This window comes from Paenibacillus sp. Y859 (assembly GCF_056786405.1).
On the sequence record NZ_JBXCIZ010000003.1, the window covers coordinates 391470 to 417944 of the forward strand.

26 protein-coding genes and 2 other annotated features are annotated in these 26475 nt (G+C 41.7%); of the genes, 24 read left to right on the top strand and 2 right to left on the bottom strand.

The genetic code is table 11. The features are described from left to right. Nucleotides 1-2: 2 nt before the first annotated feature. The 9 genes from hemC to murC all read left to right on the top strand — a co-directional run bounded on the left by hemC (nt 3) and on the right by murC (nt 13846). Nucleotides 3-947: a hydroxymethylbilane synthase gene (gene hemC / locus AC1TO8_RS10885; protein ID WP_482055618.1), complete on the top strand. Its 945-nt coding sequence runs from the start codon at nt 3-5 to the stop codon at nt 945-947. A gap of 4 nt (nt 948-951) precedes the next feature. Next, the gene (gene cobA, locus AC1TO8_RS10890; RefSeq protein WP_482055619.1) at nt 952-2502 is read left to right on the top strand and encodes a uroporphyrinogen-III C-methyltransferase; all 1551 of its coding nucleotides are present in this window, start codon (nt 952-954) and stop codon (nt 2500-2502) included. Nucleotides 2503-2793: 291 nt separating this feature from the next. After that, nucleotides 2794-3795 carry a porphobilinogen synthase gene (gene hemB / locus AC1TO8_RS10895; RefSeq protein ID WP_482055620.1) on the top strand — a complete coding sequence of 334 codons (1002 nt, stop codon included), beginning with the start codon at nt 2794-2796 and terminating at the stop codon, nt 3793-3795. A gap of 19 nt (nt 3796-3814) precedes the next feature. Continuing rightward, nucleotides 3815-5116: a glutamate-1-semialdehyde 2,1-aminomutase gene (gene hemL, locus AC1TO8_RS10900; protein ID WP_482055621.1), complete on the top strand. Its 1302-nt coding sequence runs from the start codon at nt 3815-3817 to the stop codon at nt 5114-5116. Beyond that, nucleotides 5113-6024: an RluA family pseudouridine synthase gene (locus AC1TO8_RS10905; protein WP_482055622.1), complete on the top strand. Its 912-nt coding sequence runs from the start codon at nt 5113-5115 to the stop codon at nt 6022-6024. Before hemL ends, AC1TO8_RS10905 begins: the two co-directional genes overlap by 4 nt. 321 nt (nt 6025-6345) lie before the next feature. Further along, nucleotides 6346-7530 (top strand): LysM peptidoglycan-binding domain-containing protein, encoded by a 1185-nt coding sequence (locus AC1TO8_RS10910; protein ID WP_482055623.1) that lies wholly within the window; start codon nt 6346-6348, stop codon nt 7528-7530. Nucleotides 7531-7882: 352 nt separating this feature from the next. Then, nucleotides 7883-8159, top strand: a binding site (T-box leader). A 222-nt stretch (nt 8160-8381) separates the two neighbouring features. After that, nucleotides 8382-11048 carry a valine--tRNA ligase gene (locus tag AC1TO8_RS10915; RefSeq protein WP_482055624.1) on the top strand — a complete coding sequence of 889 codons (2667 nt, stop codon included), beginning with the start codon at nt 8382-8384 and terminating at the stop codon, nt 11046-11048. A 40-nt stretch (nt 11049-11088) separates the two neighbouring features. Then, entirely contained in the window at nt 11089-12465 is a 1377-nt protein-coding gene (locus AC1TO8_RS10920; protein ID WP_482055625.1) for a bifunctional folylpolyglutamate synthase/dihydrofolate synthase, read from the top strand. Nucleotides 12466-12472: 7 nt separating this feature from the next. Beyond that, nucleotides 12473-13846, top strand: coding sequence for a UDP-N-acetylmuramate--L-alanine ligase (gene murC / locus AC1TO8_RS10925; RefSeq protein ID WP_482055626.1), 1374 nt, complete (start codon nt 12473-12475; stop codon nt 13844-13846). An 86-nt stretch (nt 13847-13932) separates the two neighbouring features. Here murC and AC1TO8_RS10930 read toward each other — a convergent pair whose 3' ends face one another. Continuing rightward, complete coding sequence (locus AC1TO8_RS10930) at nt 13933-14166, bottom strand: DUF2249 domain-containing protein (RefSeq protein WP_482055627.1); 234 nt, start codon at nt 14164-14166, stop codon at nt 13933-13935. 139 nt (nt 14167-14305) lie between these two features. On the opposite strand from AC1TO8_RS10930, the gene AC1TO8_RS10935 reads away from it, so the two are divergent. Then, nucleotides 14306-14791, top strand: coding sequence for a hemerythrin domain-containing protein (locus AC1TO8_RS10935; protein WP_482055628.1), 486 nt, complete (start codon nt 14306-14308; stop codon nt 14789-14791). 61 nt (nt 14792-14852) lie between these two features. Here the strand turns inward: AC1TO8_RS10935 and AC1TO8_RS10940 are convergent, their stop codons facing one another. Next, nucleotides 14853-15272: a YlbF family regulator gene (locus tag AC1TO8_RS10940; protein ID WP_482055629.1), complete on the bottom strand. Its 420-nt coding sequence runs from the start codon at nt 15270-15272 to the stop codon at nt 14853-14855. Between the two features lie 218 nt (nt 15273-15490). On the opposite strand from AC1TO8_RS10940, the gene AC1TO8_RS10945 reads away from it, so the two are divergent. The 14 genes from AC1TO8_RS10945 to rplU all read left to right on the top strand — a co-directional run bounded on the left by AC1TO8_RS10945 (nt 15491) and on the right by rplU (nt 26475). Next, on the top strand, nt 15491-15754 hold the full coding sequence (locus AC1TO8_RS10945; protein ID WP_482055630.1) for a hypothetical protein: 264 nt from the start codon (nt 15491-15493) through the stop codon (nt 15752-15754). Between the two features lie 229 nt (nt 15755-15983). Then, nucleotides 15984-17156 carry an SPOR domain-containing protein gene (locus tag AC1TO8_RS10950; protein WP_482055631.1) on the top strand — a complete coding sequence of 391 codons (1173 nt, stop codon included), beginning with the start codon at nt 15984-15986 and terminating at the stop codon, nt 17154-17156. Between the two features lie 119 nt (nt 17157-17275). After that, nucleotides 17276-17518, top strand: a complete 243-nt coding sequence (locus AC1TO8_RS10955; protein ID WP_438347118.1) for a DUF4321 domain-containing protein — start codon at nt 17276-17278, stop codon at nt 17516-17518. Nucleotides 17519-17540: 22 nt separating this feature from the next. Continuing rightward, nucleotides 17541-18143: a Maf family protein gene (locus tag AC1TO8_RS10960; protein WP_482055632.1), complete on the top strand. Its 603-nt coding sequence runs from the start codon at nt 17541-17543 to the stop codon at nt 18141-18143. 40 nt (nt 18144-18183) lie between these two features. Further along, a complete protein-coding gene (gene radC, locus AC1TO8_RS10965; protein ID WP_482055633.1) occupies nt 18184-18873 on the top strand; it encodes a RadC family protein in 690 nt (229 codons plus the stop codon). A 40-nt stretch (nt 18874-18913) separates the two neighbouring features. After that, nucleotides 18914-19936, top strand: a complete 1023-nt coding sequence (locus tag AC1TO8_RS10970; protein WP_482055634.1) for a rod shape-determining protein — start codon at nt 18914-18916, stop codon at nt 19934-19936. 54 nt (nt 19937-19990) lie between these two features. Further along, nucleotides 19991-20866 carry a rod shape-determining protein MreC gene (mreC, locus tag AC1TO8_RS10975; protein ID WP_482055635.1) on the top strand — a complete coding sequence of 292 codons (876 nt, stop codon included), beginning with the start codon at nt 19991-19993 and terminating at the stop codon, nt 20864-20866. After that, nucleotides 20866-21396 carry a rod shape-determining protein MreD gene (gene mreD, locus AC1TO8_RS10980; protein ID WP_482055636.1) on the top strand — a complete coding sequence of 177 codons (531 nt, stop codon included), beginning with the start codon at nt 20866-20868 and terminating at the stop codon, nt 21394-21396. The genes mreC and mreD overlap by 1 nt, the downstream gene beginning before the upstream one ends. An 80-nt stretch (nt 21397-21476) precedes the next feature. Then, nucleotides 21477-22139, top strand: coding sequence for a septum site-determining protein MinC (minC, locus tag AC1TO8_RS10985; protein WP_482055637.1), 663 nt, complete (start codon nt 21477-21479; stop codon nt 22137-22139). A 3-nt stretch (nt 22140-22142) separates the two neighbouring features. Then, nucleotides 22143-22937 carry a septum site-determining protein MinD gene (gene minD, locus AC1TO8_RS10990; RefSeq protein WP_482055638.1) on the top strand — a complete coding sequence of 265 codons (795 nt, stop codon included), beginning with the start codon at nt 22143-22145 and terminating at the stop codon, nt 22935-22937. A 157-nt stretch (nt 22938-23094) separates the two neighbouring features. Next, complete coding sequence (locus AC1TO8_RS10995; RefSeq protein ID WP_482055639.1) at nt 23095-23811, top strand: peptidoglycan DD-metalloendopeptidase family protein; 717 nt, start codon at nt 23095-23097, stop codon at nt 23809-23811. Continuing rightward, a complete protein-coding gene (locus AC1TO8_RS11000) occupies nt 23804-24664 on the top strand; it encodes a M50 family metallopeptidase (RefSeq protein WP_482055640.1) in 861 nt (286 codons plus the stop codon). Before AC1TO8_RS10995 ends, AC1TO8_RS11000 begins: the two co-directional genes overlap by 8 nt. 98 nt (nt 24665-24762) lie before the next feature. Continuing rightward, nucleotides 24763-26007 carry an Rne/Rng family ribonuclease gene (locus tag AC1TO8_RS11005; protein WP_482055680.1) on the top strand — a complete coding sequence of 415 codons (1245 nt, stop codon included), beginning with the start codon at nt 24763-24765 and terminating at the stop codon, nt 26005-26007. Nucleotides 26008-26065: 58 nt separating this feature from the next. Then, nucleotides 26066-26150: a sequence feature (ribosomal protein L21 leader region), on the top strand. Nucleotides 26151-26163: 13 nt separating this feature from the next. Then, nucleotides 26164-26475, top strand: a complete 312-nt coding sequence (gene rplU, locus AC1TO8_RS11010) for a 50S ribosomal protein L21 (protein WP_438347107.1) — start codon at nt 26164-26166, stop codon at nt 26473-26475.

The window sequence follows — 26475 nt, forward strand, 5'->3', positions numbered from 1 at the left end:
AAATGCGAACGATTATAGTAGGTAGTAGACAAAGTGCACTTGCTTTAACGCAAACGGGACAAGTTATTCAGGCGTTGCAGAAAATTAGTGATGAGCATGGGTTTGATTTTAAATTTGAGGTTAAAAAGATTGTTACAAAAGGGGATCGAATTCTCGATGTGACTCTTTCAAAGGTTGGTGGTAAAGGGTTGTTCGTTAAGGAGATTGAGCAGGCGATGCTTGACGGAGAGATCGATATGGCCGTACATAGTATGAAGGATATGCCCTCAGAGTTACCGGAAGGTCTAATGAATGCCGCTGTGCCAGTTCGGGCTGATGCACGCGATTGTCTTATCTCCTTGGATGGATTGGATTTAGATCAACTACCACATGGCGCTAAGGTTGGGACGAGTAGTTTACGGCGTTCAAGTCAACTGAAGGCATATCGTCCAGATCTGCAGTTAGAGCCTATTCGCGGTAATATTGACTCGCGACTCCGGAAGCTTGAGGAAGGTGAATTCCAGGCCATTCTACTAGCAGTAGCGGGTTTGAAACGTATGGGCTGGGAAGATAGAATTACATCTTATATTTCGGTAGATGTCTGTCTGCCTGCTGTTGGGCAAGGTGCACTAGGTATTGAATGTCGTGTAGATGATGAGGGAGTTCGTAAACTTCTTGCTCTGTATAATGATAAAGACACTTCGATGACAGTAGCAGCAGAGCGTAAATTTCTAGGTGTATTAAATGGTGGCTGCCAGGTTCCGATTGGGGCTCATGCGATATGGGTGGATGATACTCAAACAGGTTCTAAAGTTATACAATTAACAGGTATGGTTGGTTCTCCAGAGGGGGATGTCATTTTGAAAGAAATGGTGACGGGTACTGACCCCGAGAAGCTTGGTCTTGAAGTAGCAAACAAGTTAATTGCTCAGGGAGCGGAGAATATATTGGCGCAAGTAAGGGGATGAAGGGATGTCGTTAACATCTGGTAAAGTATATTTGGTGGGGGCAGGACCAGGAGATGCTGGTTTAATTACTGTCAAAGGCTTGGAATGTATCAAAAAAGCAGACGTAGTTGTGTATGATCGTTTGGCAAATCCACGTTTGCTACAATCGATGAAACCTGGGGCCGAGAAGGTATACGTTGGCAAACTTCCAGACAGACATACGATGAAACAGGAAGATATTAATCAGCTGTTAGTGGACTTGGCTTTGGAAGGTAAGACAGTGACTAGGTTAAAAGGTGGAGACCCAACTATCTTTGGTCGTGTTAGCGAGGAAGCAGAACTACTGTGGAAGCATGGTATCCGTTATGAGATCGTTCCGGGAATAACTTCCGCGATAAGTGTTCCGGCTTATGCAGGTATTCCGGTGACTCATCGTGATTTGTCTTCTTCACTTTCGATTATTACGGGTCATGAAAGTCCGGACAAGCTTGATGTAAAGATACAATGGGATAAGTTAGCGAATGCTACGGGAACCCTTATCTTTATGATGGGTGTTGCTAAGATAGGGTACATAAGTGAGCAATTGATCACACACGGTCGTCTTGCTAGCACTCCTGTAGCGCTCGTACGTTGGGGAACTCGTGCGGAACAGGAAACATTGACTGGGACGCTTGCAGATATTGAGGATAAAGTAAAAGCTGCTGACTTTCAGCCTCCCGCTGTAATTGTTGTAGGTGATGTGGTACTACAGCGTGAGAAATTAATGTGGGCAGAATATATGCCACTTTTCGGCAAACGTATTCTTGTAACCCGTGCTCGTTCCCAAGCGAGCGGGTTGGCTAACAGAATTGAGGAGCTTGGTGGCGAACCATATGAGTTTCCAGTTATTGATATAGTGAGACCGACAGACTCGAAGGAAATACTAGATATACAATCGTCATTTGCTAAATTAGAGGAGTATGATTGGATCTTCTTCACCAGCGTGAATGGAGTAGAATTCTTCTTTATGCATTTACAGGAACATGGACGAGATGTCCGTTCATTATATCGTGCAAAAGTGGTAGCTGTTGGACCGGCTACTGCAGAAGCCTTGATGTCACATGGTATCATCCCTGAGCAACTTCCAGAAGTATTCCAAGCAGAGGGAATGGTGGAGATGTTGGGGGCACAGTTGAAGGCAGGACAGAAGGTTCTGCTACCACGAGGAGATAAAGGTAGAAAGTGGCTTCCTGAGAAGCTTATGGAGATGGGGCTTGAAGTGACCGATACGGTTACATATCATACGGTTATAACGGGCGAAGATGATAGCGAACTGTTAAGAATGTTTGATGAGGGCAGTATTCATGCCATTACGTTCACTAGTTCCTCAACCGTGACGAATCTCCTAACCATCATGAAGCGGATGGGGATTCAAGATCCTGTCAAGCAATTGGAAGGTGTTGAAACCTTCTGTATTGGGGAAATTACAGCTATGACCGCAAAGGAAGCGGGATTAACTGTAGGGATGATTGCGGAAGAAGCGACGATTGAGAGCGTGGTTCAATCTTTATGCCGTTGGAACGCAGTGCAGAACTGAAAAAAAAGATCGTGAAGAACCTTGCGGAGGGGACGGAATTGTTCTGAAGAAGCGATAGCGCTCGCCTACAAGCTTTCCATAGGAAAGCTACTTCGAAAGCATATGCTTATGAATCGGATTTCTACCACATATAGGTGGTATACAATCAAGAAATCCGAGGGCAACTGCGATCGTAAGAATAATCCGTCACCGTAGCGGTCATGCAACAGAAATAAGTTTACGCTTCCGATGCGAGTTTTTTCGAAGTAAATCTTGAAGTGTATGCTTAAAAACTTATAGGAGGTTACAACCATGAATTTTCCATTAGTGCGGCATCGCCGCTTACGACAGTCTGCTGCTATTCGGAGTATGGTACGGGAGACTGTTCTAAATGTGCAGGATTTGGTGCAGCCTATCTTCGTTGCATATGGTACAAATGTGAAGAAGGAGATTTCCTCCATGCCAGGCGTGTACCATTTCTCGCTCGACATGTTGAAGAGTGAAGTGGACGATATTGTAGCTTTGGGCATTCCAGCAGTGTTATTGTTTGGGATACCGGAAACGAAGGATAGCATTGGATCATCAGGATTTGCAGATGATGGCATCGTACAAGAGGCAACGCGTCTTATTAAAGGTTGGTATCCTGAATTGTTAGTTATTGCGGATACTTGTTTATGCGAATTTACGGATCATGGGCATTGTGGGATGGTACATACGTTTGAACATGAAGGTCATATTTGTGGAGATGTGCTTAATGACGAGTCACTCGTATTGCTTGTCAAGACCGCAGTATCTCAAGCGAAAGCAGGAGCGGATATCATCGCACCATCTAATATGATGGATGGATTTGTACGAGCAATTCGTGAAGGACTTGATGAAGAGGGATATCAGAACATTCCCATTATGTCCTATTCGGTGAAATATGCTTCTGCATTCTATGGACCTTTCCGTGAAGCAGCAGACTCTGCACCTCAATTTGGTGACCGTAAGACTTATCAAATGGACCCTGCCAATGCCAGAGAAGCGCTTAGAGAAGCAGAATCTGATGTGCTTGAAGGTGCTGATATGCTTATGGTGAAGCCAGCCCTGGCATATTTGGATATTATGCGAATGATTAAGGATCAATTCGATCTTCCACTGGTTGCATATAATGTTAGCGGAGAATATTCCATGGTTAAAGCTGCTGCACAGCAAGGTTGGATTAATGAGAAAGCCATTGTTCAGGAAATGCTTACGGGTATGAAACGAGCTGGTGCAGATATCATTATTACTTATTTCGCAAAAGATGTAGCTGGTTGGATCGCAGGAAAATAGAAGGATAGGAGTGTCGAGAATGACTCAATTGTCTGGCAAGCGCAAAGAAGAGGCTTCTAGAGCGGCATTTGAAGAAGCTAAGCAGGTTATTCCAGGGGGAGTTAATAGCCCTGTTCGTGCATTTAAAGGAGTCGGATTGACTCCAATATACGTCGAACGTGGGGAAGGTTCCCGTATTTTTGATATCGACGGAAATACATTTATTGATTATATCTGCTCTTGGGGACCGCTGATTATGGGACATGCTCATCCAGAGGTTATTTCAGCTATTCGAGAAACAGCTTTGCGGGGGACAAGCTTCGGGGCTCCGACTTTAATTGAGACGGAGATGGCGAAGCTTGTCTGTGAACGTGTTCCATCTATTGAAATTGTGCGGATGGTCAATTCGGGAACAGAAGCTACGATGAGTGCTATTCGTCTAGCGCGTGGTATTACGGGCAGAAGTAAAATTTTGAAATTTGAAGGTTCGTATCATGGACATGCAGATAGCCTTCTGATCAAAGCGGGATCAGGAGTAGCTACATTAGGCTTACCTGATAGCCCAGGAGTACCAGAAAGTGTTGCAGTGAACACGATTACGGTTCCTTATAATGATCTTGAATCTGTCAAAATAGCTTTTGAGCGCTTCGGTGAAGAACTTGCTTGTATCATTGTCGAACCTATAGCTGGGAATATGGGTGTTGTACCGCCACTTCCAGGGTTTCTACAAGGTTTACGTGATCTAACGACCCAATATGGAAGTTTACTTATTTTTGATGAGGTCATGACTGGATTCCGAGTGGACTTAAATTGTGCACAAGGATTATATGGTATAACACCAGATTTAACTTGCCTCGGGAAAGTGATTGGTGGTGGACTTCCAGTAGGTGCGTACGGTGGCAAACGTGAATTTATGGAGCAGATATCTCCTTCTGGACCGATCTATCAAGCAGGCACCCTTAGTGGGAATCCGTTGGCGATGGCAGCCGGATACACGACACTTAAGTTACTCACGCCGGAAGTCTACAAGCAATTAGAGGAGCGCGCTGCACGTCTACAAGCTGGATTTGAGCGGAATGCTCAAGAACTCGGTGTTCCTGTTACGATCAATCGCGTGGGATCTATGGTATGTCCATTTTTTACTGATGCACCGGTCATTAACTTTGATACAGCAAAGAATAGTAATTCAGACACATTCCGACGTTATTTTGCAGGTTTACTTAACCATGGTGTGAGCGTTGCTCCATCACAGTTCGAGGGAATGTTCGTTTCGGCAGCACATAGTATCGAGGATATTGATCATAGTATTGAAGCTAACTATAAAGCCCTTAAGAATCTATGAGCTATCTAGGCAGTTGGAGTCGCCGTGGAGAATGGCTAGAACTTATTCCTGGCAAAGCTATCCGTGATTCAGATAACCGTGAGGCGGAGGCGCTTGCATGGTTGTTGAATTCTGTCGGAATGCCTGAGAAGTTGTTGCGTCGCCTTAAGCATGAGAAAGGGATTCAATGGAATGGAGATAAGCTTAGGTTGGCTCTTTTTCCATCACGTTCCCATGGTATTGGTTCGCTATGGCAGGAACTTGATATTCTCTATGAGGATGATTTCTGTTTAGTTGTTCATAAACCAGCAGGAATGACGATACATCCGGACGGGCGGGAGGGCGAGGTAACACTGGATCACATTGTTGCTGCGCACTATGAAGGAATGGGTGAGCAGGTTGCCGTTAGACATATTCATAGACTTGATCAGCACACGTCAGGACCTGTGCTCTATGCTAAGAATGAATGGGCTCAATTGAAATTAGATGAAGACATGCGTGGAAAACAAATTGAGCGAAAATATATCGCTTTCGTTGAAGGCACTGTCGCTTCCAATCTATCGGTGATTGATCTGCCCATTGGGAAGGATCGTCACCATGCTCAGCGCCGTCGTGTCTCCCCTACAGGGCAATCTGCACGCACACATGTACGTGTGGAAGAGGTGTATAGAGGCGCGAGTCTCATTTATCTTGAATTAGATACAGGTCGCACGCATCAAATACGTGTTCATTTAAGCCATTTAGGATATCCATTGCTAGGGGATACACTTTATGGTGGAAGTGATGCCTTGATTCATCGACAAGCACTGCATGGGGAGAAGTTATGTTTCACCCATCCGTTTACGGGTGAATTTATAGAAATAGTGGATCCGTGGCCGGAGGATTTGCTTAATCTTCGGATTAATTTGCAAGCTATGACCAAAGGATAATCTTAAAAAAATGCATGTGTTCCTTTTTCTAAATATAAGGGAGTAGAAGTTTCACTTGAATCAATTTCATAATCGCCGATGCAGCTAAATCGGGTTGCGTAATTATGAAATTGATTCTTGATACTCCATTTCTTATATTTCGGCAGAGACGGATGCCTTAAAGTGATACGAAGTATCGCTAGCATCGGAAGCGTAAACTCTTTGAAAAAGGACGGCATAGCCGTTTCTGCTTGAGCATATAAATATAGTGAGTTAAGAATAATGGGCTCATGCCATGAGTCGACTCATGGTTAGAATATGCTGAAAAGGAGGACGTTACCTGTGTTTGACCAGTCCTATGGTTTGCGCTTTGATATTTATGAACGCATTCAATTATCAGAAGAAGTGGCTGGAATTGCGGAACTTGAAGAGGTTGAATTGTTACCGCATATTCAGGTGATTAATCAGGATGAGGAAGCTACACTCCGGGGGCACTTATTACTAACAGGTTTATACAGGGGAGAGGGTGAAGAGGAGGGTACACAACGGCTTGAGCACTATATTCCCGTTGAAATTACTGTGCCTCTTAACCGTGTATCATCCTTGAACGAGATTGCTGTGGAGATTGAGAACTTCGACATCGATTTGTTATCCAAGAGAAGCCTTAACATTACAGGAGTGCTGTCATTGCAGGGGGTTGAATCACCGGGAGAAGACATATCAGCCTGGAATGCCGAAGAATTCACGGTTGTACATGCTCCGGATTGGGATGTGTTTCAAGGGTCTTCATCTAGACCATTGGATAAAGATATAGCCTATGAGGATCAAGTGCAGAATGAATTGCTAGAGTTAAGTGAATCCGTTGATTTGGAGGGTTCTCAAGCTAACATATCGGCGCTACATATAGATGAGGAAGATCTTGCTCGTCTTAAAGATCACTCAAATGTGTGGCAAATTAAATCTGAGGATGACCAGGAACTCTCATCACCTACGCAAAACAGTCTTCCTGATGAGCATGTTATGAACGACAACAATGGAGAACGAGAGCCGTCATTGGATTCAATAGAAGGTGGATTGTTAGAAGAGGATTCAATTCTAGTGACTGGAATACCGGAAGCTGATCAGCTTAAAGAAACTGATGAGAAAGTGGAAATGAAAATTGCTTTAGGAAGCAAAAAAGAACCCACAACTTCTAAGCAAGACCATGTTGGATTATCGTCAATATTGAGTTCTAGTCGTGCGAGAACACTAAGAGATTTGGAGCAACAGGTTCAGGAAGAGCAGCAGCAAGCTCGTGAAGTGAATAATGATCATGCAGTAAATGAAGAGGTCGAGTGGAAAAGTCTTTTTCTCGGCGGAACATCTGAGAAAACGCCATTCAGTAAAGTTCGACTTTGTATCGTACAAAGGGAAGAGACGATTGATTTGATTGCAGATCGCTATCAAATGAGTCCGAGAGAACTGCTATTGCATAATCGTTTATCTGAGCAGACGATTGAAGAAGGGCAGATTCTTTATATCCCGTAACATGTAACGATAATTTTATTAACACAAAGGGCTATCACCTTAGTAGATTTTCATTACTAAGATGATAGCCCTTTGTGTATATAAGAGGTTGTTCAAAAAGTCATCTTTTGATCACGAAGTATGCCAAGAAGCTTATTCGACATCGAACATTGAATTCAGCCGGTCCTTCCGGTGCTCACGTAGGTACTGCCTACGCTCCGCTCCTCACTCCCTTGCTTCATCCAATCTTCTTGGTGCTGAAAATTTGACTTTTTGAACACGCACTATAAGATGTTGCATATAGTCAACGTCCTTAATGTACACGATGTTGACTATATGCAACATGCACGCTATTATTAATACAGAATATTGACAATCAACTGTGAATGGGAAGAGTAGTTGGCATACCCTTCAGAGAGCGGAATTGCAACGCTGGAAGATTCCGTAGGATGTAAGCCAAGCGAAAGTCGCCCTGGAGTTGCCTGTTTGAGTCCATGTGTTATACAAGGGATTAGAATATGGCCGGTTGCAGCCGTTATCTGTATGAGTGTCGTGAGAAGTATCATTGTAAGCCTATGTCATATTGGCTTATTATTTTACTTATCATGAAACAAAGGTGGTACCGCGAAAGATAACCTTTCGTCCTTTGAGGGCGTGAGGTTTTTTTGTGTTCAAATATAAGAAGTATACGTTTTACTTGAATCAATTTCATAATCGCCGATGCAGCTAAATCGGGTTGCGTAATTATGAAATTGATTCTCGATACTCTAATCCTTATATTTCCACAGAGACGGGTACCGTCCACGAAAAAGGACGGCATAACCGTTTCTGCTTGTTAGATATTTTGAAGATGTACTGGAGGTTTAATAATAATGACAGATAAAGAAATGAAAACAACGACGGAAATGCCAACAACGTATGATCCTAAATCCGCTGAACAGAAATGGTATAAATATTGGTTAGAGGGTGAATTCTTCAAAGCAGGTCAAAGACCGGATGCGAAGCCATATACCATCGTTATCCCACCACCAAATGTGACAGGGATGCTTCATATTGGTCACGCGATGGATTTCACATTACAAGATATTCTAATACGAACCAAGAGAATGCAGGGGTACGATGCGCTTTGGTTGCCTGGAACTGATCATGCAGGAATTGCTACACAGACGAGAGTAGAGCAGAAGTTACGTGCGCAAGGAATAACTCGCTATGATCTGGGAAGAGAGAAATTTCTAGATCAAGTATGGGAGTGGAAAGATCAGTATGCGAATACGATCCGTGATCAGTGGGCTAAGATGGGGTTGTCTCTTGATTATTCTAAAGAACGGTTCACATTGGATGAAGGTCTCTCCAAAGCTGTAAAAGAAGTGTTCGTGAAGCTCTATAAGAAGGGGCTAATCTACCGTGGTAAATATATTATCAACTGGGATCCAGTTGCACGAACAGCCTTATCTGATATTGAAGTGGAGCATAAAGAGGTACAGGGACATCTTTATCACCTGAAGTATCCTCTACAAGATGGTAGCGGTCATATTGTTGTGGCGACGACGCGCCCTGAGACGATGCTAGGAGATTCTGCTATTGCTGTTCATCCAAAAGATGAGCGATATACAGATATGATTGGCAAAACGGTCTTACTACCTATCGTGAATCGTGAAATACCGATTATTGCTGATGAATATGTCGATCGAGAATTTGGGAGTGGTGCAGTTAAGATTACCCCTGCTCATGATCCGAACGATTTCGAAGTAGGCCTCCGTCATCAATTGGAACAAATTATAGTTATGGATGATACGGGAACGATGAATGATCTTGCTGGTCCATATGAAGGTCTAGATCGTAGTGAATGCCGCAAACAGATTGTAAAGGATTTACAAGAACAAGGTGTGTTAATCCTTATCGAGGATCATGTTCATCAAGTTGGACATAGTGAGCGTACGGGAGCTGTAGTGGAACCTTACCTTTCTACACAGTGGTTCGTTAAGATGAAGCCATTAGCAGAACGAGCGATTGAAGTACAGAAGTCTGGTAAGGGTGTAAACTTCGTTCCAGATCGATTTGAGAAAGTTTATTTGAATTGGATTGAAAATGTACGTGACTGGTGTATATCAAGACAACTTTGGTGGGGGCATCGCATCCCTGCTTGGTATTGTGAATCATGTGGTGAGATCCACGTTTCCCAAGATGATGTGAATGTATGTTCTAAATGTGGAAGCACTGAACTAAGACAGGACGATGATGTACTTGATACTTGGTTCAGCTCAGCACTATGGCCTTTCTCAACACTTGGATGGCCTGATGATACGGAAGATCTGAAACGATACTACTCAACGAATGTACTTGTTACGGGATATGACATCATTTACTTCTGGGTGGCGCGAATGATATTCACTGCACTTGAATTCACGGACCAGATTCCTTTCCAGGATGTATTGATGCATGGCTTGGTTAGAGATTCGGATGGACTCAAAATGTCCAAGTCACTCGGCAATGGCGTGGATCCACTAGAAGTTATTGAGAAGTATGGCGCGGATGCCATGCGTTATATGATTTCAACGGGCAGTACGCCTGGTCAAGATCTTCGTTTCCGTTGGGAGCGTGTAGAGCAAGCGCGTAATTTCGCCAATAAAATATGGAATGCATCTCGATTTGCTCTGATGAATTTAGAAGGCTTCACATTTGAGGATATTGATATAAGCGGCGACTTACAAACGTCAGATCGTTGGATTCTACATCGTTTAAACGAAACTTCACGTGATATTACGCGTCTAATAGATGTTTATGATTTTGGAGAGACGGGCCGAGTTCTTTATAACTTTATATGGGATGACCTTTGCGACTGGTATATCGAATTCGCTAAACTGTCATTATATGGAGAAGATGAAGAGGCTAAGAAGAGCACGAAATCTGTCCTTGCTTATGTTCTTGACCGTACGCTACGCTTGATTCATCCGTTCATGCCGTTCATAACGGAGGAGATATGGCAGCATCTTCCGCATGAAGGAGATACGATTACACTAGCTCCATGGCCAGAGTATAATGCTTCCTTTGAGCATCCAGAAGCAGTGAATGAAATGAATATGTTGATGGGAATTATCCGGACGGTACGTAATATTCGTTCAGAGGTTAACGTACCTATGAGTAAGAAGGTTGAACTGATTATCAAGGCAGGCGATGTGGAGATGCTCGGAATCGTGAGTCGTAATGAGAAATACGTGAAACGTTTCTGTAATACATCGAGCTTTGAAGTAGGCGTGGATATTCAAGCTCCAGATAAGTCGATGACAGCTGTTGTGACAGGTGCTGAGTTGTATTTGCCTTTGGCTGGATTGATTGATATTGCTCAAGAGATTGAACGTCTTGAAAAAGAGGTAAAAACGTTAGATGCTGAGGTTGAGCGAGTTGAGAAGAAGCTAAGTAATCAAGGATTCGTTGCTAAAGCTCCTGCGAAAGTTATAGAAGAAGAGACTGCGAAGATGGCAGACTACTCTAATAAACGCAGCAAAGTATTGGCTAGAATAGAAGAACTCAGAGGATAAGCCGAACATCAAATATTTTATAGAGCTGAGGGTGGAAAGCATGGGAAATGATAATGTAGCTGAAGTTCCAGCTCCCTTTACGACATATCATGAAGCAGTTAATTGGATTAATGGCTTGATACCTTTTGGAATCCGACCAGGATTATCTCGCATGGAGATGATGATGGAACAACTTGGGCAACCTCAGAACCGTCTAAAATTTATTCATGTAGCGGGAACCAATGGTAAAGGATCCACTTGTGCTTTTTTAACAAAGGTATTGTTACAAGCAGGCTATTCAGTAGGGACGTTCACATCACCGTATATCACTAAATTTACTAACCGATTTCAATATAATGGGGAAGATATTCCAGAAGAAACGCTGCTCGATCTGACGAATATATTACGTCCAGTGGTAGAGAGCATCGCATTAACTGACCAAGGATCACCAACGATGTTTGAAGTGTCAACGGCCATTGCGATTGTATACTACGCTAAGGTTTGTGTTCCTGATATTGTCGTATGGGAGACGGGTCTTGGGGGTAGACTGGATGTAACAAATATTGTAACTCCAGTCGTTTCTATCATTACGAATGTTGGTTTAGATCATACGGATATTCTGGGAGATACCTTATCCCTTATTGCTACGGAAAAGGCAGGTATTATTAAGCGTGGCGTTCCTGTCGTTAGTTGTGCTGATCAGCCTGAAGTAGTAGAAATACTGAAAGCAGCAGCAGATAGAAGTAACTCGACCTTATACCTTGCGGGGGAGAATTTTACGTATGAACGTGTGAAATTTGAAGTAGATGTTCAGTCATTCCACTTCAAGGGTCCTTTTCGCTCAATGGATATTGAAGTTGGGATGAAGGGTGAGCATCAGATTGCGAACGCTGCAGGTGCGATGATGGTGCTAGAGGTGCTACGTCAATATATGGCCTATGTCATGGAAGATGAAGATATCCTCAAAGGATTCCGAGATACTGTATGGGCTGGAAGATTAGAAGAAGTAGTGAATCATCCTAGAATTATTGTGGATGGAGCGCATAATCCAGAGGGTGCTGAGAGCTTGGCTAACAGTATTCCTCAGTATTATAAATACCGATCATTAAATTTAATGATGGGGATGTTGGGGAATAAGCATCATGAATCCTACTTGAAGCATATACTTCCTTTAGTGGATACACTTATTCTAACTGAACCAGATTTCCGCAAGAAAATGGATGCTAATAAGCTACTTGAGGTTGTGGAACGTTTGCAGTCTAATTACGCTAAACCTACTTTGCAAATTATCGTAGAACCTGATTGGCAAATAGCACTAGAGAAATTAAAGTTACGGACGGAAGAGGAGGATCTTGGAGTGGTATCTGGTACATTATATCTCATTGCCGACGTGCGAGGATCTCTCTTAAATCAATCCGATTCTGAAAAAGGTTGGTGAATAACGGTTGAATACATCAGAACATATTCATTTTATTGGCATTGGTGGCTACGGGATGAGCGCCATCGCAAGAGTTATGTTAGAAATGGGTTATACAGTTACGGGTTCGGATATGGTCTCCCAGGAGTTAACGGAAAAGTTAGCTGCCAATGGAGCCAAAATTTATATTGGACATACTGCAGAACAAGTGCATGGTGCTGACGTAGTCGTATATTCGACTGCTCTATCCAAAGATAATGTGGAAGTAGTGGAAGCAGAACAACTCAATATTCCGGTGTTACATCGTTCGCAAATGTTGGCTAGGTTGCTAAACGAGCGGAAAGGGGTAGCTGTTGCTGGGGCTCATGGCAAGACGACTACGTCATCTATGATTGCACTGGTAATGGAAAGATGCGGAATCGATCCTACCTATATTATCGGTGGAGAGATTATGAATATAGGGACGAACGCGAAGGCAGGTCAAGGAGAACATGTTGTCGCTGAGGCAGACGAAAGTGATGGTTCGTTCTTGCAATACCACCCATGGCTTGGCGTAGTTACCAATATTGAAGCGGATCACTTGGAGAATTATAACAGTGACTTCGAACAGCTAAAGGGAGCGTACGTTCAATTTTTGAATCAGATTCGTGAAGACGGTATAGCTGTTGTTTGCGCTGATGATCAGAATGTACAGTCTATTTTACCGAGACTAAATAGCTCTATTACCACTTTTGGTATAAAGACAGAAGCGGATTATATGGCAAGTGAAGTTACTCTTGGAGATCGCCAAATTGCCTTCACATTGAGTCATAGAGGCGAGAAGCTTGGAGTAGTAAAATTGTCTGTTCCAGGACTTCATAATGTGTACAATGCGATGGCAACTGTTATTGTCTGTCTTAAGTCAGGCATACCTTTCGAATCTATCGTGCGAGAAATATTGGAGTTTAATGGTGCAAAGCGTCGTTTCCAGGTACTTGGCGAAGAGAATGGTATTCTCATCATTGATGATTATGCACATCATCCGACGGAGATTGAAGCTACCATTAGTGCGGCAAAAGCGACGGGTAAACGCATTATTGCAGTATTCCAACCGCAGCGATATTCGCGTACATTCTTTCTACTGGATGCATTTAGCCGAGCCTTTAGTGAAGCAGATGAGGTCATTATTACGGATATATACTCGCCTGCAGGTGAACAGGAAATTGAAGGTGTCCATTCTTCTAGATTAGTGGAACTTATTGTGCAGAACAGTAATGCGACGGCAAGATACATTCCGACAAAGGAATTGGTCCTTGAGGATTTGAAGAACAGAGTCGCATCTGGAGATGTTGTTCTTACTATGGGGGCAGGAGATATTTGGAAGGTTGGAGCTGAACTTGCTAAAGGTATGAATAAAAAGTAATGGTGAGATAACAACATATGCATCATTATAAAAAAACACGTCGTATCCATAAGGATATGACGTGTATTTTTTATGGTTAAGCCAGGTTACACTCTTCCAATTCTAACTTGAAAGGTCGTTGGGCCTTGTTCAATATATTCCCATGTGAATTGTCCTGAATGCATCGATTCGAACTGGAAGCGGAGAGGCTTCGGATCGTGATCGTTTACTAGGAGCATAGCTTCAGACGGTTGTAGATTATTAAATGTTTCGAAGATCACCTTATGTTTTAAATGTGGTGGATATTCAGTAGCGTTGACAGTTGCAGCATATTGACTCATTTTTTATTCCTCCTAGAAAATAGTTTGTTTGTGATTTTGATTATAGAGTAGGAGATGATTCGACTTAGTGAGTCCAGTCACATACTCGGATTGACTTTGCGAACTATGATAATTCTATCTCATTTGAAGGAGGTCCAATATGGACAAAACATTCAGCGAATTGATAGAATATATCGTGAACATTCATCATGGCTACTTGTATCGAACATTACCTATGCTTGCTCAATATACGATTGAAATCGAGAACAGTCATGGGAAGCTCCATCCTGAACTTACTAAGGTACGTAGGCTGTTCGCCAAAGTGCACAAGGAATTATTAATCCATCTGCCGAAGGAAGAGATGGATATGTTCCCGGCGATTAAGAAATTGGAACAAGATCCTTCAGACCTAATGCTTCAGAAATGTCTGCGTATGATGGAGGCATTGGAGAGTGAACATGATTCTAGCGAGGATATCCTTAACCAAATCCGGGAAGTGACGAATAATTATACACTTCCAGATGATGCGAACGATATCTTTCGGTTGACCTACCAAATGTTACAGGAGTTAGAGTCAGATATGAATCAACATATCAATTTAGAAGATAACGTACTATTCCCACGGGTAATGAACACAGTGTTGTAACAGAAAGGAAACAAAAACGGTAATCCTATTAACTTAGGATTACCGTTTCTTCTTGATGTTATTAATGCCCTCCGCCACAGTTTCCGCCGCACCCACAACCGCCCTTTTTCAATTCTTTTTGTTCGGGTAGTCTATTGAGCTCAACGGTTTTGGTGAAATACTGACTAACCAAACTGTGAAGTTGACTGAACTCCCGTTGTGCAAATAGAAATTTGCGGATAACATCGTCCTTATATATGTCAGCCTCTTCTTGTTCGTAGTCGTTGACCTCCGCTTCAGTCAACTCCAATCCCTGTGCTTCTTTTTGTTGCATGGTATGTTGTAGTTCCAGGAAGTGCTCATATTTCTCAATAGCTTGTTCATCTGAGGCGAATTGGTCAATCATTTGCCTTAGCTCCTGATATGCGTCTTGTTGTAGTAATTCCGTACACAGCTCCTCCATCTTCCCTAAGACTAAAGTTGTATCCAGTGTATTGATCATGTGTATATCCTCCTCTATTGGATTTAACAAATTTCTGTACTTCAAATAAGAACATAATGACATCATCTACTCTACAATGAGCAACATGAAGCACATGTGACTGGTCTCACAAATAGACTATATTTAGGGTGTTAAGATACATCTATTAGATGGAATAGAATACGAAATGAATAAGAATCAGAGTTTCTTGATTCATACATAGATAAGGAGAATGAACAATGACGTATGAGCAAATAATGAGGAACAATGCTTTGAAATCGGATGCAACAGATTTGTTGGGAATATTAAATACACGTTTTGGTTCTATACCTCAGGATGTTCAATTGAAAATTACGGAGATTTCAGATTTGGACGTTATGGATCGCCTTTTTCTAGTTGCGGTGAATGCAGCTAGTATGGCTGTATTTGTTACTGAACTCTTTGAAGGTCAGCATTCATTTAAAATTATCGGAGAAGATTTCAACCCACTCGGAAGCATATGATTTGCCCTCTGATTTCAACCGCTCAAGCGGTATATAATTAAGAAATCAGAGGGCAATAGCGATTGTAAGGACAATCCGTCATTGTAGCGGTATCCTTCTGAATATGTATGCATTCTACAATTGGATTCTCAGTGGTCTCTATTCTCAGAAGTATTCATTGTTGAACATATCTTTCTGAAATCTATCATATATCTAGATAATAGAAGATGAGACAAGGTGGGTGTTCACAATGAATAAGGGAAGAATGACATTTCGATTCGATGAAGGTGAGCGGAATGCGGAGTGGAATGAGAAAACATCTAACGTAGAGAAAGCAGTAGAGAAGCTAATTGAAAGTGAACCCAGGGATGTAGTGAGAAATGAGACTTATCCTAGATTAACCGTTGTACCGGAACCGCTAGAGGGATGGGGAGATCCGTTCAGCAAGAATGAAGCGTGGGAAGAGATGATGATGAATCGTCAACAAAAAGTGGATTTAAGGGAAAATGAATATGATGATTTATATAGTATAGAGACAGAGCTGGAAGGAAAGGTAAGCCCTGATATTAATGATATCCATTCAGAATACCGGAAGCATAGGCCCACGTCATTGTGGAAAATATTTGGTACTGTTACTGCCGCTGTAGTGACAGGAGCGTTGTTCGGCTTTGTAGTTCTTTCCTTTATTGATTTAGGAAGCATCTTTCCTAAGGATTCATCAATGATAACAGATACAGAAGCCATTACAGTTACAAGCCTGGTGCCTACCGACAGTAATGGACAAATACCAGCTGTCGCAGTAACGATTGAACCCCAAACCTATTATATGTTGCAGTATGGCGTGTTTAGTAATGCTGAACGAGTGGAAATAGCTAAAAAGGAGCTTGAGCAGATTGGTTTAGCTGCTGGTGATGATCCGAATCAGGAAAATAGAGTATACGCAGGTATATCGACAGATCGTGAACAGGCTAAATTGCTAAGTAATCAGTTAAAGACTCAAGGGGTCGAACTCTATGTTCGAGAAATTATACTTCCGTCAGCAAGCGAACTTACTTTTGCAGGGGATGCACAAAGCTTAAATGATTATTTTGCAGTCAGCACGAATCTTATTGCTTCTTTAAGTAATCAATCATCAGTCTTACTGGGGATGGAACGACCTACGTCTTTAAGTAATAGTGACACAGTAGCTTTGACTGAATTGCACCGGTTATGGACAGAATCTATCAAGAATATCCACGTGGGGCTTACTCCTGAAGGAAGCGCAGAGGTCAAACAGATGGAACTAGCTATGAATAGTGCCTTATCATCAGTAGTTGAATATAACAAGAACACATCAAAAGGTCATTTGTGGGAAATACAATCATTCATGATGCAATATATAATGGGTCAGAAGCAAGTTCTAGAAATGATGATAACGAGTTAAAATGTTCGTATATCCGACAGGAGATTTGGAAATACATCCCTTGTCGGATTTTTGTTTGTATTGAAGTAGAATTAACCGTATAATAATGTGTGTGTCAAAAAATGGCGAGGAAGATATGAATGAAAAGAAACGTAGGAATGCTTATATTGTTTCTTGTGCTTGGTTGGCTCGTAGGGGCTTTAATAGCTCAAGCGCTTGAACCTGTTCAAAGTCTATCTTTTTTGACTGCATCAACGATGATTAAATGGTCACCACAAGCTGACCTGAATATTATCAAGTATGATTTCACAATTCAATTGAAACTGTGTTTGCTTAGTTTACTTAGTATGATTATCTCTGTTTGGCTGTATCGCAAGCTATAATTGGGATAAAGGGGAAATTGATTTGACATCACAACATTCACATGTAATTATTCTAGCATCGACATCACCGCGTCGGCAGGAATTAATCTCCTCCCTACGTATTCCATACGTCATACAAGCGAGTCATGTAGATGAAGATACACCTGAGAACTGGACTCCTGGAGAGATTGTAGAAGGATTAGCACATCGCAAAGCGGAAGCTGTTCATCGTTCTTGCCTAAATGATACGGAACGTTCTATCATTGTAGGAAGCGATACTATTGTTCTATTAGACAATGAGGTACTCGGCAAGCCAAAGAATGACCAGGATGCGTATCGTATGTTATTATCTCTTCAGGGGAGAACCCATGAGGTATACACTGGCATAGCGTGCATAGATGTACTGACAGGTAGAACGTTGATCAGTCATAGGATAACTTCTGTTACTATGAAATCTTTATCCAATCGAACGATTCAAGCATACGTAAATAGTGGTGAACCTTCAGATAAGGCAGGATCCTATGCAATACAAGGCCTTGGAGCGACCTTTATTGACAGAATAGAAGGCTGTTACTTCAATGTCGTGGGCTTATCTTTATCTCTTCTCTCCGATATGTTATCGGAGTTAGGAATGGACGTATTGTAGTTTTCTTAGGTATTTGAAATGAATGAAAGAGGGGAATACAATGGAGTCGCATGCTATGTTATTACGCGACCTCCCCCATGAAGAACGACCACGAGAACGCATGATGCAATATGGGGCGGACGCCTTAAGCCACGCTGAATTGTTGGCAATACTATTACGTACGGGATCCCATAAGGAATCGGCTATTCACTTAGCGCAACGGATTATGAATCAAGTGGGAAGTATTCGCAACCTAGTGGATCTTAGTATTGATGAACTTACACAAATTAAAGGCATTGGAAATGCGAAGGCAGTTCAGCTTAAAGCTGCAATTGAATTAGGACAAAGGCTAGTGAAATCTCGAATGGGTGACACGGTTACTATTCGTAGCCCGCGTGACGCAGTGGATTTGCTCAACGAACAATTGAGGTATTTACAAAAGGAACATTTTGTCTGTTTATTTCTGAATACAAAAAATCATGTCATTGCCCAGGAGACACTTTCTATGGGGAGTTTAAACGCCTCCATCGTTCATCCACGTGAGGTATTTCGCGCAGCTATCAAATGTAGTAGTGCGTCGATCGTATGTGCGCACAACCATCCTAGTGGAGATCCAACTCCAAGTCCTGAAGATATATCTTTGACTTCTCGTTTAGTAGAGGCAGGTCATATTATTGGAATTGAGGTATTGGACCATGTCATCATTGGAGATGGTGATTTCGTTAGTTTGAAGGAGCAAGGCTTGATGTAATATACTTGGTTAAGATTGACAGAGAAAGGGAGTTTACAGCATGTTAGGTGGTTTCACGAAAGATTTAGGTATTGATTTGGGGACAGCGAATACACTTGTTTATGTCCGCGGTAAGGGTATTGTTGTGAGAGAACCTTCAGTGGTAGCAATTAGACTAGATACGAAAAGCATTGAGGCTGTCGGTGAATCCGCCAAAAGAATGATTGGACGTACTCCTGGAAATATCCAAGCGATACGACCTATGAAAGATGGCGTTATTGCGGATTTTGATATCACAGCGACGATGATCAAATACTTTATTAAACAAGCACAGAAGCAACGCTCTTTATTTCAACGTCATCCGAATGTTATGGTATGTGTACCTTCAGGAATTACGGCTGTGGAACAGCGTGCCGTTGAGGATGCTACGAAGCAAGCAGGTGCAAGGGAAGCGTTTATCATTGAAGAACCATTTGCTGCAGCTATTGGTGCTGATCTTCCGGTCTGGGAACCAACAGGTAGTATGGTTGTAGACATCGGTGGAGGAACGACGGAAGTGGCTGTTATCTCTCTTGGAGGAATTGTAACAAGTCGTTCGGTTCGTGTTGCAGGCGATAACATGGATGAAGCCATTATGCAATATATTAAGCGACAATATAACTTGATGATTGGTGAACGGACAACCGAGCAAATGAAGATCGATATTGGTTCTGCCCTTCCTTTAGATCAAGTAGAAACGATGGAAATACGTGGTCGGGACTTAGTGTCTGGATTACCGAAGACCATTACGATTACTTCGGATGAAATTAGTGAAGCTCTTGGTGATACGGTCAACTCCATTGTTGAAGCAGTTAAGGTAACCCTTGAGAAGTGTCCGCCTGAACTTGCAGCAGACATTATGGATCGTGGGATTGTATTAACAGGTGGTGGAGCTCTACTACGCAACCTAGATAAGTTACTTGCTCAAGAGACGGGCATGCCAGTTATTGTTGCAGAGAATCCATTAGATTGTGTCGCTATCGGTACAGGTAAGGCTTTGGAAAATATTCATTTATTTAAGTCTCTATCTAGATCGAAACGGTAGGATGATCATGTGAATCAACCCCTGATATGGGAGAGAAATCAGCAATGTTAGAGGGTGTTGAAACTGTTTAAGTTGTTAGCGAATAAAAGGTTATTTGTTATATTAATTGGTATCGTTATGTTTATTACTCTTATGGGTTTTACGATTGGTTCAAGGACTTCATTGTCTTGGCCAGAGAAATTCGTAAGAGATACGGTCGGTTTCGTACAAAATATATTTTATAAGCCCGCTGGCTATATAGCGGGCTTGTTTGAAGATATCGGTAACATGAGAGGTATCTATGAAGAGAACGAAGAGCTAAAAATTGCGCTCGCACAGTACACGCGCGAGAAAGCACGATTTAATTTTATGGAAGCTGAGAATAACGATCTTAAACGCCACCTTAAATTCACACAAGCGCAAAGTGAGAAAAATAATTATGAATTCCATATTGCGCAGGTGGTTAGTGTGAATACAGACCCGAATAATCGATCATTGGTTATAGATATTGGGCAACGTGATGGTGTGAAGGTGGATATGACGGTTACTTCTGTAGAGGGGCTTGTGGGTGTCGTTAGTAAAGTCAGTAACTTTACTTCAACAGTGAAGCTGATTACAACGATGGATGTTAAGGATCCCAATACAAATGCTATTGCTGCAACAGCTCTGGATAATCAGGATAAATCCTTTGGAATTATTGAGAGTTATGATCAGAAGAGCGGTACATTACTTATGACAGGAATTAAAGAGGAGGACCCACTCAAAAAGTTTGATACAATAGTAACTTCTGGTAGTGGTGGTCTGTATCCAAGGGGAATGGTTGTTGGAACTGTGGAGAGTGTCCAAGTCGGAGAAATGGGATCGCTTAGGACAGCTACGATTATACCTGCCGCAAACTTTGAGGATTGGAAGCAATTATTTGTAGTGTTTACACCGGAGGTTCAAGAATAGTGATGATGCGTAGACCCGTCCTTATTATGTTGCTGTTTCTACTGTTTATACTTGAAGGAACAATTGTGCCTTGGTTTATTCCTGGAGCATGGCAGTCTAGAATTGTGCCGAATTTGGTGTACATCGTGATTCTATTTGTGTCGATCTATAACCATCGTCATACGGCATTAGTACTTGGGATCATATTTGGAATGCTCCATGATGTTGTCTTTTATGGTCAAATCATGGGGACCTATTCATTTGCAATGGGATTCTCCGCCTATTTTATGGGGTTCGTATTCCAAACTCCGCGGGCACCTATGCCAATTATGATGACAGTTATTCTGTTGGGTAGCCTACTATTGGATAGTACGTTATTTGGAATATATACGATATTTCAAATGAATCATACGACGTATGATTGGGCTTTGGTGCATCATATTCTTCCTGACTTATTCGTTCATTTTGTCTTTGCTTTAATAATCTATGTTCCACTACGATCTCAACTAGAAAAAATTAGTAAACTTAACCAAAAAGAGAAAGTGGCTTAGGCCAAATTCTACAAATTAAAGGTCAAAGCAGGAACTTCGGACTCAGGGCACGAAATGAAAGAGGATGGGAGGGACAGGTTATGACTGTGAAATCCAATCATGTCACGATTAAGGGGATTAAGGATGGCCTGGTATTCCTGCTTGATGCTGAGTGTGACTTTGAGGATTTACTGACTGAGCTTCGCTATAAACTGGAATATAGCCATACGAATATTTTGACGGGACCCATTATACATGTGGATATAAAACTAGGTTCAAGGGTTGTAACCGAGGACCAGAAACAGAATATTCTCGATATTATGAAACAAAAAGGTAATCTACTGGTACGTTCTGTTGAATCACAAGAATTGAAACAAGAAGAAGAGATAGGGAGTAATATTACCGTCGTAAGTGGAATGGTTCGTTCGGGTCAGGTTCTTCATCATCAGGGAAATCTTCTATTTCTGGGTGATGTTAACCCCGGAGGTTCTGTGACATGTACTGGAGATATTTATATTCTAGGATCGTTACGTGGAATGGCTCACGCAGGAGTGGAGGGGTATGAGGATGCTGTTATTGCGGCTTCTCACTTTGCTCCGACACAGTTAAGGATCTCCGATATGATTAGCCGTCCGCCCGATGAGTGGGAGACATGGGAAACGACTATGGAATTTGCATATTTACAGGATGGAGTTATGCAAATTGATAAAATGAGTAATATTGTACGTTTACGGAGAGATTTTAACATGTTTAAGGGGGTGTAGTGCATGGGAGAGGCTATTGTCGTTACTTCTGGTAAGGGTGGGGTAGGTAAGACAACCACGACAGCGAATATTGGAACTGCGCTTGCTTTACTTGGTAAAAAGGTGTGTTTGGTGGATACCGACATAGGCCTTCGTAATTTAGATGTGGTCATGGGGCTTGAGAATCGCATTATTTACGATCTAATTGATGTAGCCGAGGGACGGTGTCGTCTAGGGCAAGCACTAGTGAAGGATAAACGATTCGATGAGTTATATATGTTACCAGCAGCACAGACGAAAGATAAGGATTCTGTTAAACCTGAACAGGTAAGGGATATTATTCTTGAGCTTAAGAAAGAATATGATTATGTTATTATTGATTGTCCAGCGGGTATTGAGCAAGGATTTAAGAATGCAATTGCTGGGGCTGATAGAGCTATTGTTGTTACGACGCCAGAGAACGCTGCAGTTCGAGATGCTGATCGCATTATCGGGCTATTGGAAAGTTCAAATGTGAAGTCTCCGATGCTCGTTGTGAATCGAATACGACCGAATATGATGAAGAGTGGTGACATGCTTGAGATTGAGGACATTCTTCAAGTATTGAATATCGATTTGATTGGGATCGTACCAGATGATGAGTACGTGATCAAAGCGGCTAACAATGGAGAGCCAACAGTAATGAATCCAGAATCCAAAGCAGCGATTGCCTATCGTAATATCGCTAGACGTATTTTGGGTGATACAGTGCCCTTGATGCAAATGGATACTAAACAAGGTGCGTTTAAACGATTCAAGAAATTCCTAGGAATGGGATAATATAGTTTTGGAAATAAGAGACTGTCTTTAAAAGCTAGGAATCTAGCTTTAGGACAATCTCTTTTTTATTTATAAATGTTGCTGTTAAGGAGGCTTGTTCTAAATAGATGGGCATCTCTCATAAAATAGGTGATAAAAGAGTCTCTTAAGGGGATGAATGATCATCGATAAAAAAGAAGTGCGGGAACGTGATCCTGAAGTGGTATGGAAAAAGGAACGGGGGCGTTGGAATGAAGACTATGGAAATAGAACAAGTCATTCTTTTATCTCAAGTTTTATATGGAGACTACTATTAAGTGCCGTATTGTTTGGGTTAATTATTGGAATCTATCGTTCGCAGCAGGCTTGGACAGTGAGTATTCAACATTATATTGCACAATCACTAAATCGGGAAATGGATTTCCAAGCGGCAGAGTCATGGTATGTTGCTCATTTCGGAGAGGCACCCAGCATTATCCCTATTTTCAAGGAGAGTAAGAATGACCCACTGAAGGTTATTGCATCACAAACCTTGATTGCGCCGATACATGGAATAGTAACAACTCCTTTCTCTGCGGAGCTAAGAGGAATTGAAATAAGTCCGAACGAAGATTCAAATGCTACTCAGCAGGTTAAAAGTGTAGCGACTGGACGTGTCATAGAAGTGCTGAACGAAACGATGTCGGGCAAAACACTAACTATTCAACATAGGGGTGGATTGTCGGCTGTTTATGGCCACTTAGATACTACTTTGAAGGTAAATGATTGGATAGAAGCTGGAGAGCATATTGGATGGTTATCTAACGCACATTCTGTACAGCCGCAAACATTATATTTTGCTATGAAACAGGGCGAGAGTTATGTTGATCCATTAGATGTGATGTCTTTTGATTAATATCCGAGGGATAACGCTAAAATTACATCCTTTATTTATAATTGTGATGTTAATGTCTATATTGACTGGTAACTTTATTGAGTTAATCACGCTATTTGTTATTGTCCTTATACATGAAATGGGTCATTTAAGTATGGCATTATTATTTGGTATAAAGGTCTTATCTGTCCAGTTACTTCCATTCGGAGGCGTAGTGATAATTGAAGACCAGGGAAAGTTAACGGCATGGAAGGAAATTGCAATTGCTGTGGCAGGCCCCCTTCAAAATGGAATCATGATAATTATTGGAATGATGTTCATGTCTCTAGGGTGGGGGAATAGCGAATATATTTCATATATTATGCAAGGAAATATGGTCATTGCATTGTTCAATCTGCTACCGATTCCTCCGCTCGATGGTGGTAAAATATTACAATCACTGACAAGTCGATATTTTTCTTATTACGGGACTTTACTATGGTCAACAAGAGTAAGTATAGTAACAAGTATAGCTGTAGTATTATATGCAATACTGCCTCTAATTGAGGGAAAAGGAGTAATACAACTTAATCTGCTCATGATTGGTCTATTTCTTTTCTATTCCAATGTTGTCGATTATCGTAACATTCCTTATCGGTTTATGAGATTTCTGATGAATAGAGATCCAGTATATGCTAAATACGCCATGCTAAGTACCATTGCACAACCGATTATTACGAATGGAACGAAACATTTAGACCCTATTTTGCGTCTATTTAAGAGAGAGAAATATCATTTAATTTATGTTGTGGATAAAAAAGGGGATGTCATTGCTGTTTTACCTGAGCAACGACTCATATCTGCCTATTTTTCTACTGAACGTCGAATTCCCTAATATTGAATTACGCGTTATAACGTTATAATGGTATGCTACAAAATTTATTAGAGATTTCATGTAGAGATTATGAAATGTCTTCTAGCAGAGGTGAAGCCATGAAACAGATGATCGTTAACTGTGAAACGAAGTTTACACAGATGGCTCTCATAGAGGAAGGTAAGCTTGTGGAGTTTGCGACGGAACGTAGCCAAGGCGAGAGCTTAGTAGGAAGCTTTTACAAAGGGCGAGTCGTCAATGTATTACCAGGCATGCAAGCGGCTTTTGTAGATATTGGCCATAAGAAGAATGCCTTTCTTTATGTTGATGATGTGCTACACCCCCATCTTGATAAGCAGCCGAAGGTTAAACCTTCGATAGAAGAATTGTTGAAAGTGGGACAAGAAGTTGTTGTCCAAGTTATGAAAGAATCTCTTCGGGGCAAAGGACCAAGAGTAACTACCCACTATTCACTTCCTGGTCGCTGGATTGTGTATATGCCAATTGCGGATTATGTAGCTGTTTCGAAGAAGATCCAAAGCGATAGTGAACGAACAAGGCTTAAGATCTTAAGTGAACAGTTACGTTTTCGTGGTGAGGGAATTATAGTTAGAACAGTATCGCAGGATGAACATATTGACGCTATTAAAGGTGATTTGGAATTATTGCGAGAACAGTGGCAACGAATTCAAGAGATAGCTAACCAATTAGCTGCGCCTAGTCTGCTTCATCGAGACTTGAGTATTGTTCAGCGCCAAATTCGAGATGTATTGAACCCCTTAGAAGATGAACTGATAATTAATAATGTTACAGAAGCGGATGAAGCAAAGAAATATTTGTATGAAATGAGTAATGGCGTCCATTTACCTGTGAAGTTGTTTCAATCCTCTGAATCCATCTTCAAAGCTCATGGTGTTATTGAGCAATTAGATAAAGGTCTTTCCCGAAAAGTATCTCTTGCGAGTGGCGGAACGATTATATGGGACCATACGGAAGCGTTAACCGTCATTGATGTAAATACAAGCAAATATACGGGTGCTTATAGTTTGGAAGAGACGGTAACGTTGACCAATTTACAAGCTGCCCAAGAAATAGCAAGATTAATCCGCCTTAGGGATGTCGGTGGAATTATCGTTATCGATTTTATTGATATGGAGCAGGAAGAGCATCGTCAGAATGTGGTGGAGGCTTTAGACTTAGTGATGAAAAAAGATCGAGCCAAGAGTCAAATTGTTGGATGGACGAAACTTGGACTTCTTGAGCTCACTCGTAAAAAGGTTCGCGAGGATACATCGATATTGCTTGATAGAACTTGTGATAGCTGTTCCGGAACAGGGCGAATTAATATCGTTACAATTCATTGACTGCGCGAAAGAAGTGTGGTAATATATACGAGTATGTGTTTGGTGCTTCATTGCCCTGCACATGCTGTAACCGCTCCGGTTGGGTTATGAAGTGCAGTATATTTTTATGCTGCCACCTAGATTAGGCGAGTCTGAGACATGAGGAGGTGCAAGAATATGTACGCAATTATCGAAACAGGTGGTAAACAATACAAAGTTCAAGAAGGCGATGTGTTGTTCATTGAGAAACTACATGCAGAAGACGGAGAAAGTGTTACTTTTAACCGTGTACTAGCAATATGTGATGACAATGGTTTGGTAGCAGGTACACCGTTACTTTCCGGTGCAACTGTAGCCGCTACAGTTGAGAAACATGGTAAAGGTCATAAGGTTGTTGTATTCAAATACAAACCTAAGAAGAACTACCATAAGAAGCAAGGTCATCGTCAACCATACACTAAAGTAACAATCGGAAAAATTCAGGCGTAA